Source organism: Pedobacter aquatilis (assembly GCF_032678425.1).
Classification (GTDB): Bacteria; Bacteroidota; Bacteroidia; order Sphingobacteriales; family Sphingobacteriaceae; genus Pedobacter; species Pedobacter aquatilis_B.
This window is the reverse complement of the sequence record NZ_JAVTSG010000001.1, coordinates 489,860-505,657: the sequence shown is the minus strand read 5'-3', so window position 1 is coordinate 505,657 and position 15,798 is coordinate 489,860. Positions and strand designations below refer to the sequence as shown.

17 protein-coding genes are annotated in these 15,798 nt (G+C 35.3%); 12 read left to right on the top strand and 5 right to left on the bottom strand.

From position 1 onward, the window contains the following. Positions 1-17: 17 nt before the first annotated feature. Entirely contained in the window at positions 18-1,028 is a 1,011-nt protein-coding gene (locus R2Q16_RS02015) for a DHH family phosphoesterase (RefSeq protein ID WP_316734856.1), read from the bottom strand. Positions 1,029-1,243: 215 nt separating this feature from the next. Here R2Q16_RS02015 and R2Q16_RS02010 point away from each other — a divergent pair, with 215 nt between their 5' ends. The 3 genes from R2Q16_RS02010 (at position 1,244) to R2Q16_RS02000 (ending at position 2,761) form a co-directional block, all read left to right on the top strand. Further along, a complete protein-coding gene (locus tag R2Q16_RS02010) occupies positions 1,244-1,663 on the top strand; it encodes a nucleoside-diphosphate kinase (protein WP_188416819.1) in 420 nt (139 codons plus the stop codon). A 99-nt stretch (positions 1,664-1,762) separates the two neighbouring features. Continuing rightward, positions 1,763-2,530, top strand: a complete 768-nt coding sequence (locus tag R2Q16_RS02005; RefSeq protein WP_316734855.1) for an FKBP-type peptidyl-prolyl cis-trans isomerase — start codon at positions 1,763-1,765, stop codon at positions 2,528-2,530. 57 nt (positions 2,531-2,587) lie between these two features. Beyond that, entirely contained in the window at positions 2,588-2,761 is a 174-nt protein-coding gene (locus R2Q16_RS02000; RefSeq protein WP_316734854.1) for a hypothetical protein, read from the top strand. Positions 2,762-2,852: 91 nt separating this feature from the next. Here the strand turns inward: R2Q16_RS02000 and R2Q16_RS01995 are convergent, their stop codons facing one another. Both R2Q16_RS01995 and recF read right to left on the bottom strand, forming a co-directional pair. Beyond that, the gene (locus R2Q16_RS01995) at positions 2,853-3,143 is read right to left on the bottom strand and encodes a DUF721 domain-containing protein (protein WP_316734853.1); all 291 of its coding nucleotides are present in this window, start codon (positions 3,141-3,143) and stop codon (positions 2,853-2,855) included. After that, a complete protein-coding gene (gene recF / locus R2Q16_RS01990; protein WP_316734852.1) occupies positions 3,136-4,239 on the bottom strand; it encodes a DNA replication/repair protein RecF in 1,104 nt (367 codons plus the stop codon). The genes R2Q16_RS01995 and recF overlap by 8 nt, the downstream gene beginning before the upstream one ends. Before the next feature lie 43 nt (positions 4,240-4,282). On the opposite strand from recF, the gene R2Q16_RS01985 reads away from it, so the two are divergent. The 4 genes from R2Q16_RS01985 to R2Q16_RS01970 all read left to right on the top strand — a co-directional run bounded on the left by R2Q16_RS01985 (position 4,283) and on the right by R2Q16_RS01970 (position 8,346). Then, on the top strand, positions 4,283-4,732 hold the full coding sequence (locus tag R2Q16_RS01985; RefSeq protein ID WP_316734851.1) for a hypothetical protein: 450 nt from the start codon (positions 4,283-4,285) through the stop codon (positions 4,730-4,732). A gap of 124 nt (positions 4,733-4,856) precedes the next feature. Next, entirely contained in the window at positions 4,857-5,522 is a 666-nt protein-coding gene (locus R2Q16_RS01980; protein ID WP_290239024.1) for a tetratricopeptide repeat protein, read from the top strand. 209 nt (positions 5,523-5,731) lie between these two features. Continuing rightward, on the top strand, positions 5,732-7,144 hold the full coding sequence (locus R2Q16_RS01975) for an MBL fold metallo-hydrolase (protein WP_316734850.1): 1,413 nt from the start codon (positions 5,732-5,734) through the stop codon (positions 7,142-7,144). A 233-nt stretch (positions 7,145-7,377) separates the two neighbouring features. Further along, the gene (locus R2Q16_RS01970) at positions 7,378-8,346 is read left to right on the top strand and encodes a YpdA family putative bacillithiol disulfide reductase (protein WP_316734849.1); all 969 of its coding nucleotides are present in this window, start codon (positions 7,378-7,380) and stop codon (positions 8,344-8,346) included. Positions 8,347-8,447: 101 nt separating this feature from the next. Here the strand turns inward: R2Q16_RS01970 and R2Q16_RS01965 are convergent, their stop codons facing one another. After that, a complete protein-coding gene (locus tag R2Q16_RS01965) occupies positions 8,448-9,434 on the bottom strand; it encodes an alpha/beta hydrolase (protein WP_316734848.1) in 987 nt (328 codons plus the stop codon). Between the two features lie 369 nt (positions 9,435-9,803). Between R2Q16_RS01965 and R2Q16_RS01960 the strand changes: the two genes are divergently transcribed. The 5 genes from R2Q16_RS01960 to R2Q16_RS01940 all read left to right on the top strand — a co-directional run bounded on the left by R2Q16_RS01960 (position 9,804) and on the right by R2Q16_RS01940 (position 15,096). Next, positions 9,804-10,775 carry a polyprenyl synthetase family protein gene (locus R2Q16_RS01960; RefSeq protein WP_316734847.1) on the top strand — a complete coding sequence of 324 codons (972 nt, stop codon included), beginning with the start codon at positions 9,804-9,806 and terminating at the stop codon, positions 10,773-10,775. Continuing rightward, entirely contained in the window at positions 10,775-11,824 is a 1,050-nt protein-coding gene (locus R2Q16_RS01955; protein ID WP_316734846.1) for a TerC/Alx family metal homeostasis membrane protein, read from the top strand. The genes R2Q16_RS01960 and R2Q16_RS01955 overlap by 1 nt, the downstream gene beginning before the upstream one ends. A gap of 375 nt (positions 11,825-12,199) precedes the next feature. Next, complete coding sequence (locus R2Q16_RS01950; RefSeq protein ID WP_316734845.1) at positions 12,200-13,648, top strand: M20/M25/M40 family metallo-hydrolase; 1,449 nt, start codon at positions 12,200-12,202, stop codon at positions 13,646-13,648. A 214-nt stretch (positions 13,649-13,862) separates the two neighbouring features. Continuing rightward, entirely contained in the window at positions 13,863-14,702 is an 840-nt protein-coding gene (locus tag R2Q16_RS01945; protein WP_316734844.1) for a M23 family metallopeptidase, read from the top strand. Position 14,703: 1 nt separating this feature from the next. Beyond that, positions 14,704-15,096 (top strand): polymer-forming cytoskeletal protein, encoded by a 393-nt coding sequence (locus R2Q16_RS01940; RefSeq protein WP_316734843.1) that lies wholly within the window; start codon positions 14,704-14,706, stop codon positions 15,094-15,096. 5 nt (positions 15,097-15,101) lie between these two features. On the opposite strand, the gene R2Q16_RS01935 is transcribed toward R2Q16_RS01940, so the two are convergent. Next, on the bottom strand, positions 15,102-15,530 hold the full coding sequence (locus R2Q16_RS01935) for a CBS domain-containing protein (protein ID WP_316734842.1): 429 nt from the start codon (positions 15,528-15,530) through the stop codon (positions 15,102-15,104). Between the last annotated feature and the right edge of the window lie 268 nt (positions 15,531-15,798).

Sequence of the window (15,798 nt, the reverse complement as noted above, 5' to 3'; positions counted from 1 at the left end):
ATATTTCTGTTTTAAATTTAAGCGATTAACTGACTTTTATAATCTGGTAAAATTGATTTAAATTCTTCGATAACTTCTGTCAGCGATTTATCTGAAGCTCCACCTGCGGCATTTCTATGTCCGCCACCGTTAAAATATTTCTTACATATTTCGTTTGCAGGGAAATCTCCGGTAGAACGTAAAGATAATTTAACTTTATCTGGTCTTTCGATAATTAATGCCGCCAATCTAATTCCATTAATAGATAAGGCATAATTAACCACCCCTTCGGTATCACCAGTCGCACTGTGGTATTTTGCAAGTTCCTCTTTAGTAACGGTGATAATTGCCGTATTAAATTCGCGAAAAACCTCCATTTTGTTTGATAAGCAGTAGCCTAAAAATCTTAAACGGTCTTCGCTGGCATTATCATATACCAGTTGGTGTATTTTCCAGTGTTCGGCACCTAAATCAATTAAATTTGCCGCAATGCGATAAACATTTGAAGTGGCTAATGGAAAGCGGAAAGATGCCGAATCGGTCATGATGCCTGTGTACAAACAAGTTGCTACATCTTTATTAATGCCATCGCTATCATTAAGCTGATTTACAATAAAATCATAAACCAATTGTGCGGCTGCGCAAGCGTTAATATCCCAGTGGCGGTAATCGTCAAAATCTTCGGGTTCAAGGTGATGGTCAATCATCACTTTTTTAGCTTCGGCAGCCCTTACTAATTCGCCAAGTTCGTTAATTCTGCTTAAGGTATTAAAATCAAGGCAGAATATTAACGCGGCTTCTTCAACAAGTTTTGCTGCTTTTTCTCTTTCCTCGGTAAAAATTACAACATCAGCATTATTAGGCATCCAATGTAAAAACGTTGGATAATCAGTTGGGGTAATCACTTTTACGTGATGCCCTTTTTGAATAAGGTAGCCATATAAACCTAACGACGAGCCCATTGCATCACCATCAGGTTTATGATGTGTAGTGATAACAATTTTCTGTGGCGAAGCCAGAAGGGATTTTAATTCTGTTAATGTAAGCATAGTTTTTGCGCTGCAAAGCTAATTAAATTTAGTATTAGTTAAACTGTTATTTAATGGTTTAATTGCTTTTGTATAATACATCTTTATAATTTTTACGAACAATGCTATAACAGATTTGTTTAACATGCTCTTTGTTTGATGAAAGAGATTGCATCTGGGCTTTTTCTTTCATCAATAATAATGTACTTTTGCACAAAAATTGATATCAAAGCACAATGAGCACTAACAGAACTTTTACAATGATTAAGCCAGATGCAGTTGCAAACGGCCATATCGGATCTATTTTAAATGACATTACAAATGCAGGTTTTAAAATCATTGCATTAAAATATACTAAACTAACTGAAGAAACTGCTGGTCAGTTTTATGCTGTACACGCTGAACGTCCTTTCTATAAGGATTTAGTAGGTTTCATGTCTTCAGGTCCAATTGTTGCAGCTATTTTAGAAAAAGACAATGCAATTGAAGATTTCAGAAAATTAATCGGTGCAACCAATCCAGCTGAAGCTGCAGAAGGTACAATCCGTCAAAAGTATGCTAAATCAATCGATGCTAACGCGGTTCACGGTTCAGATTCTGACGAGAACGCTGAAATTGAAGGTAACTTCTTCTTCAAAGCAGACGAGCGTTTCTAAGCAATTTTGAAACATAAAACATAAAAACCCCGAAATATTTCGGGGTTTTTATGTTTTATAAGTTTTGTATCTTTCGCCAATTAAATCATTATAAAATAAATGAAAAACATTTTCTTAACGGTATTAGTTTCTGGTATCGCTATCACATCATTTGCACAAACTAAAAAACCTGTAGCTAAAAAGGCTGCTACAACAACTAAAACTGCTGCTAAGCCAGTTGCAGCAGTTGCATTAAAATCATCGTTAGATTCTACAAGTTATGCTTTTGGTGCGTCTATCGGCGCAAGTTTGAAAACTACTGGTTTATCTACCTTAAATTACGATGTATTATTAAAAGGTTTGAAAGATGCTTTTGCAGGGAATAAAGGTCTTTTAACATTAGAACAATCGCAACAATGTATTAGCGATGCAATTAACAAGGCATCCTTGGTTAAAAATAAAGCTGAAATCGAAGCGAATAAAATTAAATTTGCACCTATGATAAAAGAAGGACAAACGTTTTTAGAAGAAAACAAAAAACGTGCTGGCGTACAGGCTACGGCCAGTGGTTTACAATACGAAGTATTAACGCCTGGTAATGGTGTTAAGCCATCGGCTACTGATTCTGTATTGGTTCATTACAAAGGAACCTTATTAAGTGGAAAACAATTCGACAGCTCTTACGATAGAGGTGAGCCAATTAGCTTCCCATTAAATAGAGTTATTCCAGGTTGGACAGAAGGTTTACAGTTGATGCCAGCAGGTTCAAAATATAAATTCTTTATACCCTACAACTTAGCTTATGGTGAGCGTGGTGCAGGTTCGGATATTCCACCTTACAGCACTTTAATTTTTGAGGTAGAATTGTTAAAAGTTAACGGCAAATAGGCTTTAAATAAAACTTTCTTGCGTGTTTGATGTTAGATATACCAAATTAACATCAAGATGAAAAGAACATTGCCTTTAGTACTTATTGCATTTTTATGCACCACCTTAAGCAGTTGCGAATTGGCTCAAGGTATTTTTAAAGCCGGCGTTTGGTCGGGAATTATAATTGTAGTAATTGTCGTTGCCCTGGTTATCTGGATTCTTTCAAAAGTATTCGGTGGTAAGGGATAAGTTAAAACAGATCAAAGACTTTAATTCGCAAAAAGGCTGGCAATTGTAATTGCCGGCCTTTTTGTGTTTATATTAGGGTGATAAATTATCTCTACAGAAACACAATTTCATTTATTACAATACTGCCTGCGTGGTCATTTAGTTTTTGGATAATTCCTGCTCTAACCAAAACCAATTCATTTTTTATTACTGATGATTCTATCCTGATGAATAGTTTCTTATCGTGGATGTAGATTTGCTTGGTTCGGTTTGCAATTGCAGTCCCCATTATATCTGGCCAAATTGCAACGATAGAGGTTTCGTCAAATTTACGGCGTATTCTGTACACATCAAGCATTTTGCTGATGGCATCTTTTAAGGTAACATCGTTAGGTTTACGCATTTTGAATTTGTCCGTTTTCTACTTCAAACAAAGTTACATCAACTTCTATCTTTTTAAAAATAGATTTTACCCTTTCTATGCCGGTATCGGTAATAAAAATTTGACCGAAATCGTGATGCGAAACCATCTGCATTAATTTCTGAACGCGGTTATCATCTAATTTGTCGAAAATATCATCCAATAAAAGCAAAGGTTTAAAGCCCTTATTTTTTGCCAGGTATGCATATTGAGCAAGTTTCAAGGCAATTAAAAATGATTTTTGCTGACCTTGCGAACCGAATTTTTTGAGTGGCATTTCGTGTATGCTAAACACCAGCTCATCTTTATGTATACCAGTTGTAGTGCGCTCTAAAACCCTGTCTTTTTCAACTGATTTTTTCAGCAATTCGTCAAATTGTGTTTCAATTAACTGAGATTGATAATTTAAATCAACCAGCTCATTGTTATCCGTTAGGTAAATGTAGTACTGGTTAAATAGCGGGATAAAATCATCCATAAAGGCTTTTCGCGTGGCGAAGATTTTATTGCCGGCCAAAACCAATTGCTCGTCCATAATTTCGAGTAGAGTAGGGTCATACCTTTTAGTGATGGCAATTTGTTTTAGCATCGCATTGCGGTTGGCTAAAATGCGGTTGTATGCAATTAGCTGGTCTAAATAATGCGAATCAGTTTGCGAAATTACATTGTCAATAAACTTGCGGCGTTCTTCACTGCCTTCCATAATCAGGTTTACATCGTAAGGCGAAACCATTACAACGGGGAACAAACCAATATGATCTGCAAGTTTATCGTATTCTTTTTTATTTCTTTTGAACTGCTTTTTCTGGCTTCTTTTTACGCCACAGCTAATTTTTTCATTTCTGTCGTTGCGGTCAAAATCACCTTGAATCATAAAAATATCAGCACCGGTTTTGATTTGTTGTCCATCAATTGGGTTGAAATAACTTTTGCATAAACACAAATAATGAATGGCATCTAACATATTTGTTTTGCCCGAGCCATTATTGCCAGTAAATACGTTCACGGTTTCAGAAAAGCTGATTCCGGCATCGCTATAATTTTTAAAATTAAGAAGGGTAATATTCTTTAACCACATAAATCTGTCGCAATTTACCTAATTTTTACCCTTCAAATGGTTAATGTTAAAAATTAAAGCCTACATTCATCTTAATATAATTATGATGGTAGCACAAAAAATGTTAGAAGGCAATGTTCTCTGGTCATACGATTACGAACTAAATGATAATAAAAGATATGGTTGGTTGAAAAATATTGCCGGAATATTTTCCTTTATAAAACCAATTCACAGTCATAACGGTAATATTTTACTTGCATCAAATGGGCTTTTCATTACAGGCGATGAACATTTGGAACTTCCACTTTCACACATTGAAGAAGTTTATATGGGGTTCGATGATTTATATCCGGCAACATCCGTAAAAAACTTTGGCGCATTTTGGCAACCCATTCGCATTAAATCTTTTATAAGCAATTCCGAAAGTCAAACCGTTTACCTCGTTATTAACTACAGAGGCATTTTTAGCGATAATAAAACCTGGTTTAACACTTTAATTAGTTTGTTACGATAATGGAAATACGAGTTAAGGTATTTCTAGCTTCTAAATAACTAAAGTTTAATCAAATACTTAAAAATAAAGGTTGATACTTTGATTGAAAAACGTATTTTTGCAATCTTAAATTTTTTAAACAAACATGTCTACAACAGATAATCAGACAACTCAACCTATTAGAAAAGGTTCTTTTTTACAGGAAAACAATAAAAGCCTGCTATTTATAGCTGGTGCTGTAGTTGTTTTAATTGGTGTTTATTTTTGGTACCAAAACGTTTACTTAAAAGATCGTGCTGAAGAAGCTGCAAGTAAAATGTTTAAAGCTGAGCAACTAATCGGCGTAGATTCTTTATCTAACAAAGCAATTAAAGGCGAAGGCGGTTATCCGGGTTTAGAGCAAGTTGCTAAAGATTACGATAATACAAAATCGGCTAATTTAGCTAACTTATACTTAGGTGGTATTTATTTGCGTAAAGGCGAATACAAACAAGCTATTGATGCTTTAAGTAAATATAGTGCTACTGGTAGTCCGGTTGCAGATCCATTAGCTTTAGGTTTGTTGGGCGATGCATACAGTGAGTTAAAAGATTACAAACAAGCATCGACATATTATAAAAAAGCGGCTGATAAAGCAAGCAAATTTACTTCGCCAATGTTTTTAAAGAAATTAGGTTTAGTAAACGAAAATCTTAAAGATTTTAAAGGTGCTGCTGAAGCTTATAACAAAATTAAATCTCAGTATCCTGAAAGCCAAGAAGCACAGTTAATTGATGCTTACATTGCAAGAGCTGAAGAACAAGTTAAATAATCATTAGCTAAATATTTGTGAAAAGATCATCGAAAGGTGGTCTTTTTTTTTGCCTTTAAAAAAGGATGCTTTAAAGTAAAACTTCTGCAATTATGATGTAAATCACTTCAGATTTGCGTAATTAGCTTTATTTTTGCTTGCAAAGGATAAAGGTGTAGATTAAAAGAATTGTCTGTATAATTTACACTTTCAACTTTATACTTATTAATATGAAGATAGAACAGATTTATACTGGTTGCTTAGCGGAGGCCGCTTATTACATAGAAAGTAATGGCGAAGCCGCGATAATTGATCCTTTGAGAGAAGTTTCGACATATTTGAAAAAGGCAGAAAAAGCCGAGGCAACCATAAAGTATATTTTTGAAACTCATTTTCATGCAGATTTCGTTTCTGGACATGTAGATTTGGCTGAAAAATCTGGTGCTGAAATCGTTTATGGTCCGACAGCAAAAACTGAATTTAAAGCGCACATTGCTAAAGATGGTGAACAATTTAAAATTGGAAACCTAACCATTACGGCATTACACACACCAGGACATACGCTTGAATCTACAACTTATCTTTTAACGGATGAAAACGGGAAAGACCATTGCATTTTTAGTGGCGATACACTTTTTATAGGCGATGTTGGTCGCCCGGATTTAGCACAAAAAGGTAATTTAACAATGGAAGATTTAGCAGGAATGCTTTATGATTCGTTAAATGATAAAATTAAGCCTTTGGCTGATGATGTAATTGTTTATCCGGCTCATGGTGCGGGCTCGGCTTGCGGTAAAAGTATGAGTAAGGAAACTTTTGACACTTTAGGTCACCAAAAGGCAGTTAATTACGCTTTAAAAGCCGAAACTAAAGAACAATTTATTTCAGAAGTTACGGATGGAATTATGCCTCCACCGCAATATTTTGCCAAGAATGCTGCAATTAATAAGGGTGCTGTAGATAGCATTGATGAAGTTTTTGAGAAAGGACTTAATCCATTAACACCACAGGCTTTTGAGGATTTGGCAAACCAAACTGGCGCATTAATTTTAGATACTCGTGACCCACAAGTTTTTGCAAAGGGATTTATTCCAAATGCTATTAATATTGGTTTAAATGGTCAGTTTGCGCCTTGGGTTGGGGCATTAATTAATGATTTGCAACAACCAATTTTATTAGTTACTGATGAAGGCAAAGCGCAGGAAACCATCACCCGTTTAACTCGTGTTGGCTATGATAATACAATTGGTTATCTGGAAAACGGATTTGAAAATTGGATTTCTACAGATAAGGAGATTGATAATATTGAATCAATTTCTGCCGATGCGTTTGAAGAAGCTTTCAATCAAAATGAAATTACAGCTTTGGATGTACGCAAGCCTGGCGAATATGAATCTGAGCATTTGGAATTTACGTTAAGCCGTCCTTTAGATTTTATTGATGATTGGATGAGCGAAATTGATGCTGAATCTACTTATTACATTCACTGTGCAGGCGGTTATCGTTCAATGATAGCGGCATCGATTTTAAAATCCCGTGGGGTAGAAAATGTAATTGATGTTGCTGGCGGTTATGGTGCAATTAAAAATACAGGATTAAAAAGAACGGATTTTGCCTGCCCAAGTAAAGCAATGAAGGTTTAAGCCCTGAATGTTTAATTGCGAGTTAAGAAAGAATCTTTATGTCCTAGCCGGACGGGCTTTTTTCTTTTGACAACAAAAGAAACAAAATTGCCGGCTTAAAATTTTTCTTTTAAAGGTAGTGCGTTGGCTTTGACATTTCTTTCCGAAAAATTTGTTAGGCCGGAACTAAAGTAGAACGAAGATTTAGCGATTAGGCTTAGCTAAAGGACTAATTCAACAGTACGTATAAAATCATGTCAAGAAACCAAAATCATTACGATATTATAATTATTGGCGCTGGTCCGATTGGTATGGCTTGCGCTATTGAAGCCAAAAAAGCCAATCTGAGTTATTTGATTATAGAAAAGGGTGCATTGGTGAATAGTCTATTCAATTATCCAGTCTTTATGACTTTCTTTTCTACTTCTCAGAAACTGGAAATTGGTGGGGTACCATTTGTAACGATTAGTCCAAAACCTAATAGAAACGAAGCGGTAGAGTATTATCGCCGCGTAGCTGAAAAATTCAATTTGAATATTAATTTGTTTGAAAGAGTAAAGAAAGTTGAGAAAGGTGATGATGAATTATTCAAAATCAATACATCGAAAGCAGATTACACCGCTAAGAATGTTATTGTAGCCACTGGTTTTTATGATGTGCCTTTAATGTTGAACGTTCCTGGTGAGGATTTGCCAAAAGTTACACATTATTATAAAGATCCACATTTATATGCTTTTCAAAATGTAGTGGTTGTTGGTGCAAATAATTCTGGGGTAGATGCGGCACTAGAAACGTACAGAAAAGGTGCAAAGGTTACCATAATTATTAGAGGTGATGAACTTGGTCCGCACGTAAAATATTGGGTTCGTCCGGATATTGAAAATAGAATAAAGGAAGGCGAAATTACAGCAATTTTTAATTCTGAACTGCTTGAAATTAGAGAAGGCGAAGTAGATATTAAAACTGCTGAAGGCATAAAAACCATTCCAAACGATTTTGTAATCGCAATGACGGGTTATCAACCGGATTTTACGATGCTTCGTAAATTTGGAATTGATTTACCGGAAAGTTTATGCCCGGCTTATAATGAAGATACAATGGAAACGAATGTTAAAGGGCTTTATCTTGCAGGAGTAGTTTGTGGTGGAATGGATACGCATAAGCTTTTCATCGAAAATTCTCGTGTACACGCGGAAATGATTGTGAGGAATATTGTAATGTAGGTTCACCTATTTCGTCATTGCGAGGTACGAAGCAATCCATTTTTGATAAGCACCTCTGATTAGATTGCTTCCTGCCTCGCAATGACGACTGTTTTAGAATATTACTTAACTTTCAAAACCTCTTTAGTAAAATCATCAATCGCTCCCTCCACACCTGGCAAATCCTTAGATGTTAAATAGCTTCCCAATACATGATTACCTGCATTTGGAATTGCAACCTTACGCTTTAATTCAGGAACTGTTCCAAGTTCATCAAACATTTCTAGCATCGCATCAACCCGAACAACAGGGTCTTGTTCCAATTCATTTTTATAATAATAAACCATTAAAACAGGTTGCTTTACTTTTTCAAAAACATTTTTTAGCATAGTGGTTTCTACAAATTCTTGTAATTGTACCAAAGATTCAATACGGTAATTGGTGTGCCAGTATTTTTTGTATTCTGCTGTTCGCCCATCTACCACGCGTTCATCGCTACCTAAAACCTTTCTGGCAATTTGTAAACCCCAGGGATCGTTCAGCATCCAGGCATTTCTATCGTTAATAGCTACATTTGGCGATAGCAAAATTAAACTGTTAATTCCAGGGTAGGTTGCAGCAAGTTTTAAAGCTGCGGTTCCGCCTGTTGATGTACCAATTAGGATTACTTTTTTACCAAGCTTTTTACCAATGGCAAGCGCCTGTTTGCTGGTATTCCATAACCCATCGGCTGTAAAATGTTGTAGCGGTGCAATGGTATCAATGCCATGATCTGCAAGACGTGACAAATATAAATTTGCCTTTAATTTTTTGGCAAGATTTAAGTGAACCGGATTGCCTTCTGTTTTCGACGCAGAAAAACCATGAAGGTAAACAATTGCATATTCTGTTTGCTGATGGCTTGAATCTGCCCAAACAATTTCAGCCTCGTTTCCAGGTTTTATTTTATGCTTACTTTCAATCGTTTTAACATAATTGTCAAGGTCTTTTAAATCAGGAACATTTATCGGTGAAATGCTATAAAGCGGTTTTTTGGGTTTCGGACCCATAAAGTAACCTGCAACTAATATTGCCGAAAGGCCCAACAAAATTTTATAGCGTTTTTTCATTGATATTTTTAGAGGCTTATTTAATGATTTCTTTAAATGTAATACTTCAATTTTTGCAAAGCAATCTCGCAATGAAGAAATAATAATGTTGCCTTAAATGTAAAGTTTGAAATAGATAATGTCAAATATTTTATCTGAAGATGGTTATAAAACTTTGAGGGAAATTTACTTGCAGAGAACTTAGTTAATAAACCCGACAAAGCCAAATAGCCCGCAAGTCGAAGCATGAGGCGAGGACTATTGGCGATGGCGGGACTGAAGATTGTAATTTGTAGTTCCTTTGTTTTCCAAAACCTTATTATTAGCATTATAGATTACCTTTTTATTGGAATTTTAGTTTAAGTTTGCAGTCAAAATTTTTTCGACTTAATGCCGGGAATCGAACAGATAAAAACACCTATAGCAGCCGATATTAAAGCGTTTGAAAAAACCTTTAAAGAATCTATGCACAGCGATGCACCATTGCTGGATAGGATTACACATTATATTGTAAAGCAAAAAGGGAAGCAAATGCGCCCGATGTTTGTTTTTTTTGCTGCAAAACTTTGTGGCGGAATTACTGAATCTACACATCGCGGTGCAGCTTTAGTTGAGCTTTTACATACTGCAACGCTGGTACACGATGATGTGGTGGATAATGCATACGAACGACGCGGTTTTTTCTCAATAAATGCTTTATGGAAAAATAAAATTGCGGTTTTAGTAGGCGATTATCTTTTGGCAAAAGGTTTATTGCTTTCTGTGAACAATAACGAACATCGATTGTTACAAATTGTATCGGAAGCGGTTAAACAAATGAGTGAGGGCGAATTGTTGCAGGTAGAAAAGGTGCGGAGGATGGATATCTCGGAAGATTTGTATTTCGATGTTATCCGCCAGAAAACAGCCTCATTAATTGCATCTTGTTGTGCTGCGGGTGCAGCTTCTTCGGGTGCAGATGATGCCACAATCGAAAAGATGCGTTTATTTGGAGAAAAGGTTGGAATAGCTTTTCAGATTAAGGATGACACTTTTGATTTCGGTACAGATGATGTTGGTAAACCTTTGGGCATAGATATTAAGGAGAAGAAAGTTACTTTGCCTTTGATTTATGCGCTAAATAAAGCTGAAAAATCTGAAAGAAAACGCATTATAAATCTGGTGAAAAATCATCAGGATGATGCGGCTAAAATTCAGGAAATTATAGATTTTGTAAATGCGAAGGAAGGTGTTTATTACGCCAACCAGAAAATGCTCGAATACCAGAAAGAAGCTTTTGATATACTACACCAATTTGAAGCTGGGGAAGCGAGAACAGGACTCGAACAACTCGTTTTATATACTACAGAACGTAAAAAATAATGAGTAACGAATTACTTTTCAGTTTGGGTTTCCTTTTGTTCATTGTGCTAATTCTAGCGCTTGATTTGGGCCTTTTTAGTAAAAAAGATCATGTTGTTAGTTTAAAACAGGCTGGTATAATGAGCTTGATAATGATTGGCTTGGCGCTTGGTTTTTACTTTTTATTAATTACTGAAGGACATCAGTTACACGGCATTGAAGATATTAATCGCTTGCAATATATCGTTGCAAAGCACCAGCACCACATCAAAGTTGTAACAGATGATTTCCCTCAAAGTTTAGCGCTTTACAGGCAAAACCTCGGTTTAGAGTTTTTAACGGGTTATGTTATAGAATACGCTTTATCTGTTGATAATATTTTTGTTATTGTTTTAATTTTCTCTGCCTTCGCAGTTGAAGAAAAATATTACCATCGTGTGCTATTCTGGGGCATTTTGGGCGCTATAATTATGCGTTTCATCTTCATTTTTGTTGGTGCAGCTTTAATTGCAAAGTTCGGTTGGATACTATATTTATTCGGTGCATTCCTGGTTTTTACCGGTATAAAAATGTTTTTCAGCAAGGAAGATGATGATAAAATCGATACTCAAAACCACCCGGTAGTTAAATGGGCTTCGAAAATTTTTGCAATTCATCCAAAGTATGAAGGCAAAAAGTTCTTTGTTAAAATAAACCATAAACGTATGGTTACGCCATTGTTTTTGGTTTTACTAATCGTAGAATTTACCGACTTACTTTTCGCTGTAGATTCAATTCCGGCGATTTTTGCAGTAACTAAAGACCCATACATTGTATTCTTTTCGAACATTTTTGCCATAATGGGCTTACGTTCTATGTTCTTCCTTTTGGTTAACATTATTCACAAATTCCATTACTTAAAAACGGGTTTGGCGTTTCTATTGGCTTTTATCGGTATAAAAATGTTGGGGCATATTTACTTGGAAAAATGGGGTTTCACTACCGAACACTCGCTAATTATTATTCTCAGTATTTTGGTTATCAGTGTTGTTGCTTCGTTAGTTTTCCCGAAGAAAGTACCGCATAAATAAAGGGTTTTTACCATCTAAGATATGTAAGTTCATTTAAGCTTAAAGCTTAAAATTGTTTATATTTTAGCGATCAAAGACACGTAAAATATTATAGCAAATAGCCTTAGATGTTCTCAAATTTCTTAGATGGTAAAAATTTTGAAAAGCAAATACAGCATTCCATTTTATCGTTCGTCCTGCTTTCCGTTTCAATCTTTTTCAAACCTGTAAGGTTTTGAAAACCTTACAGGTTTAACAAAAAGTATTTTCACTTCAATCAGGTTTAAAAACTAAAGTTTGTGCTTATGGCTTTGGTTGCATAGCGCAAAATAAACGTTACAGCCAAAGTTTTGCACTTAAAATTTGTACTTTAAGCCCATCAAAAACCAAACTTTTATGAAATATCTTTTTTCTGCTGCCCTAATTTGTGCTGCATCCTTTGCAAATGCGCAGGATAAATTTGGCGAAGTATTTACCAAAATAAATGCCGAAGTACAGCAAAATTCAAAAGCATATCAAACTTTAAAATACGAAACAGAAACCATCGGACATCGTTTAACTGGTTCACCAAATGGTGCCAAAGCAGAACAATATGCTTACGATTTACTAAAGTCGTATGGTTGCGATGTTAAATTCCAACCTTTTGAAGTGGAAAGCTGGAGCAGAAAAACCATCAATGTAGAAATTGGTGCAGATAAAAATGCTTTGGCAAAGGTTAAGGCTGTTACCCTTGCACATTCGCCTGTTGCTGCAAACATTAACGGAGATATAGTAGATGCCGGAAATGGCTTAGAGGTAGACTACAAAGCATATCCTGATAAGTTTAAAGGTAAAATTGCTTTGATTTATTTAGGTGTTTTGCCGGGTTCTCCGGCAGGCACAAAATCTTTGCATCGTTCAGAAAAAACAGCCATAGCAACAAAATATGGTGCAGCAGGTGTAATTATTATCAATACAGTTAAAAATGGTGTTTTATTAACCGGTACGGCATCTGTAACTGGCAAATTAATTACTATTCCTGCGGTTTGTATTGGTTTAGAAGATGGCTTGGCGTTAAAGGAAAAGCTGAAAACACAACCTCAGGTTGCCCATATCGAAATGACAAATTTCTCCGGATTAATTAAAGCCAGAAACGTGGTTGCTACTTTTAAAGGAACTGAGCTGCCGAAAGATAAAATTGTTGTGGGTGGACATTTAGATAGCTGGGATTTAGCAACCGGGGCAATCGATAATGGCATCGGCTCTTTCGCGATTATGGATATGGCCAGAACTTTCAAGAAGCTAAATCTAAAAACCAAACGTACTGTAGAATTTGTATTATTTATGGGCGAGGAGCAAGGTTTATTAGGTTCTAAAGCCTATATAGAACAAGCTAAAAAGGATAAAAATTTAAACCAAGTTAAGTTTATGCTTAATTATGATATGACGAATGATCCGAAAGGTTTTTCTACATCAAGAGCAGAAATGAAAGAATTATTTACGGCTTGGGGAGCAGATATTGTTAAAATAGATACAGGCTTTAAAAACTTATTTAACGCTGGTGCAGGTTTACATAGCGACCATCAGCCATTTATGCTAGAAGGCATCCCAACAGGTGGTGGAGCAGGTGGTAGATTGCCAAATAATTCTGGCCCTTTTTATCACTCAGATGGCGACAGTTTTAAATTAGTTGATGAACAAGGTTTAAAAAACACGGTTCGTTACAGCGCAATGTTAACCTATGCTTTAGCTAATACACCAAAAATTCCGGTTGGGGTTCAAGGCGAAGAAGAATTGAAAACTTTTTTAGAATCTCAAAATTTAAAAGAGCCATTAACAATCGCTGGCGAATGGCGATGGAAATAATTGTATAATCTTGCCTTTCTTAAAGATAAAAAAAACACGGATGGTTAAAACCACCCGTGTTTTTTTATATACGAATTTCTAAATTTCTTCGTTTTGCAAGTTCATATATTAGTTTTCGCAATATTATTAAAGTGTTAAAGCTTTAGCTTAATGTTTTTCTATGTGGCTGAAAATTATATATTTGTCAAATCCCGAACAAACAAAGTGAATTATCATGCCAAAAAAACGGAATAAAACTACCGTAATTTTTGTTAATAAAGATCAAAATTCGAGTAAGCCCATTCAGGTTCCAACATCTTATGTTGAACATTGGAAAAAAATCATATTCGGCATAGTAAGCGTATTTCTGTTGCTAATCGCCGGCGTCGCATTTCTGGTTCAAAGTCAATCTGCCATACTTCTGACAAATCATAAGTTAAACAAAGCTTTGCTTGAAAATGAGAAAAAACTTTCCGTTATCGACACCTCAACTTTAAAAAAACATTACGAATCAATAGATAAAAAACTATTAACCATTAATAAATATTTAAGAGCCAGAGGCATTAAGCCCGTTTTGGCGAAAAATGTAGGTGGTGAGGAAAGCAATGAAGTGCTGTCAAACGAAGAAATAACGGCTTTTTATGATGATTATCTTAGTAAAGTAGCTTATAATGTTGGATACACACCTATAGGTTATCCGTATTTAGGGAAAATAACTTCAGGTTACGGACATCGCGAAAATCCATTTACCGGCGAAAATGTGGAAAGCCATAAAGGATTAGATATTCAGGCAAACTACGGTGCTTTGGTTAAAAGTACGGCTAATGGTAAAGTAGTTTTTGCAGCAAGAAGAGGTGGTTATGGAAACTGTATTGTAATTAAGCATGGCAATGGTTTTGAAACCTATTACGGACATCTTTCAAAAATATTAGTTAAGGTTGGTGATGAAATTACTGCCGGTAATGAAATTGGTAAAGTCGGCTCTACAGGTCGTTCAACTGGTCCGCACCTTCATTATGAGGTTCATAAAAATGGCAAGGTTGTTAACCCACGTTCTTTTTTAACTTTAGAATAATATGTTCAAAAAAACTAAGCACATACAAGATCTTAACCAGCAAGAAATTTCAACCATTATTGGTGTGGGTTTCAGCATCACCGGAGAAATAAAAGGTAAAGCTGTAATCAGAATAGATGGTTTTGTTACTGGTAACGTAAATATAGAAGGTGGTGTAATTCTAGGCGAAAAAGGTGCGATAAAAGGTGATGTAAACACAGAATCGGCCATTATATATGGTACGGTGAATGGAAATGTGAAAACCAAAATGCTCGAAATAAAAAGCACAGGAAAAGTAAATGGCGACATTAAAACTGAAACCATAGAAATAGAACTCGGAGCCCAGTACAATGGGAAACTCGAAATGAATAGTTCCACAAAATCAGAAGAAAAAGTAGTCGCTAAAGCTGGTTGATAAGATTACCCACTAATATAACTTTCCAATTGTGAAATGGTTTGTTTTTGGTCGGCAATGATAAACTTTACCAAGTCACCGATTGAAATCATGCCTTTAACTTCGTTATTCACCACAATGGGTAAATGGCGAATGTGCTTTTCGGTCATAATTTCCATGCATTTATCAATAGAGTCATTTAATGAAATCGTAATTGGATTTGGTGTCATCGCTTCATCAATACTAGTATCTTTTGATGCCTTTCCATGTAGAATAATCTTCCTGGCATAGTCTCGTTCGGTAAAAATTCCTACTAAATTTTCATTTTCCATAACGAGTACAGCGCTGATATTTTTATCAGTCATAACTTTTAGCGCATCCAAAACAGAGCTGTTCGGACTTACAGAAATAATTCTAACTTGCTTTGTGTCAAGTAAATGTTTTACGGTTTTCATAATTGATTAATTTGGTTACATCAATTTAAGAAATATAATACGGTTATTCAATATTATATTTAAGGTATTTTGTTAGTAAAATCAGCATAATAAAAAGGGGTAATTTTACCTTTAATGGCAGGTCTTATTGTTGTATTTTAGAGTTATGAATAACCAATCAAACGATGCCAGAAAAATGCTAGTAATTTTATTAGGCTTTTTGATTGCAGTTAGCATTATAAGTTCTTACATATTAAGAAATCAAAAAAATCCGGCTGAGAGAAATAAA

What these genes read in the sequence shown, in the direction of transcription:
- R2Q16_RS02015 (WP_316734856.1), bottom strand. Translation starts at nt 1,028, where the DNA reads ATGCTTACATTAACAGAATTAAAATCCCTTCTGGCTTCGCCACAGAAA.
- R2Q16_RS02010 (WP_188416819.1), top strand. Translation starts at nt 1,244, where the DNA reads ATGAGCACTAACAGAACTTTTACAATGATTAAGCCAGATGCAGTTGCA.
- R2Q16_RS02005 (WP_316734855.1), top strand. Translation starts at nt 1,763, where the DNA reads ATGAAAAACATTTTCTTAACGGTATTAGTTTCTGGTATCGCTATCACA.
- R2Q16_RS02000 (WP_316734854.1), top strand. Translation starts at nt 2,588, where the DNA reads ATGAAAAGAACATTGCCTTTAGTACTTATTGCATTTTTATGCACCACC.
- R2Q16_RS01995 (WP_316734853.1), bottom strand. Translation starts at nt 3,143, where the DNA reads ATGCGTAAACCTAACGATGTTACCTTAAAAGATGCCATCAGCAAAATG.
- recF (WP_316734852.1), bottom strand. Translation starts at nt 4,239, where the DNA reads ATGTGGTTAAAGAATATTACCCTTCTTAATTTTAAAAATTATAGCGAT.
- R2Q16_RS01985 (WP_316734851.1), top strand. Translation starts at nt 4,283, where the DNA reads ATGTTAAAAATTAAAGCCTACATTCATCTTAATATAATTATGATGGTA.
- R2Q16_RS01980 (WP_290239024.1), top strand. Translation starts at nt 4,857, where the DNA reads ATGTCTACAACAGATAATCAGACAACTCAACCTATTAGAAAAGGTTCT.
- R2Q16_RS01975 (WP_316734850.1), top strand. Translation starts at nt 5,732, where the DNA reads ATGAAGATAGAACAGATTTATACTGGTTGCTTAGCGGAGGCCGCTTAT.
- R2Q16_RS01970 (WP_316734849.1), top strand. Translation starts at nt 7,378, where the DNA reads ATGTCAAGAAACCAAAATCATTACGATATTATAATTATTGGCGCTGGT.
- R2Q16_RS01965 (WP_316734848.1), bottom strand. Translation starts at nt 9,434, where the DNA reads ATGAAAAAACGCTATAAAATTTTGTTGGGCCTTTCGGCAATATTAGTT.
- R2Q16_RS01960 (WP_316734847.1), top strand. Translation starts at nt 9,804, where the DNA reads ATGCCGGGAATCGAACAGATAAAAACACCTATAGCAGCCGATATTAAA.
- R2Q16_RS01955 (WP_316734846.1), top strand. Translation starts at nt 10,775, where the DNA reads ATGAGTAACGAATTACTTTTCAGTTTGGGTTTCCTTTTGTTCATTGTG.
- R2Q16_RS01950 (WP_316734845.1), top strand. Translation starts at nt 12,200, where the DNA reads ATGAAATATCTTTTTTCTGCTGCCCTAATTTGTGCTGCATCCTTTGCA.
- R2Q16_RS01945 (WP_316734844.1), top strand. Translation starts at nt 13,863, where the DNA reads ATGCCAAAAAAACGGAATAAAACTACCGTAATTTTTGTTAATAAAGAT.
- R2Q16_RS01940 (WP_316734843.1), top strand. Translation starts at nt 14,704, where the DNA reads ATGTTCAAAAAAACTAAGCACATACAAGATCTTAACCAGCAAGAAATT.
- R2Q16_RS01935 (WP_316734842.1), bottom strand. Translation starts at nt 15,530, where the DNA reads ATGAAAACCGTAAAACATTTACTTGACACAAAGCAAGTTAGAATTATT.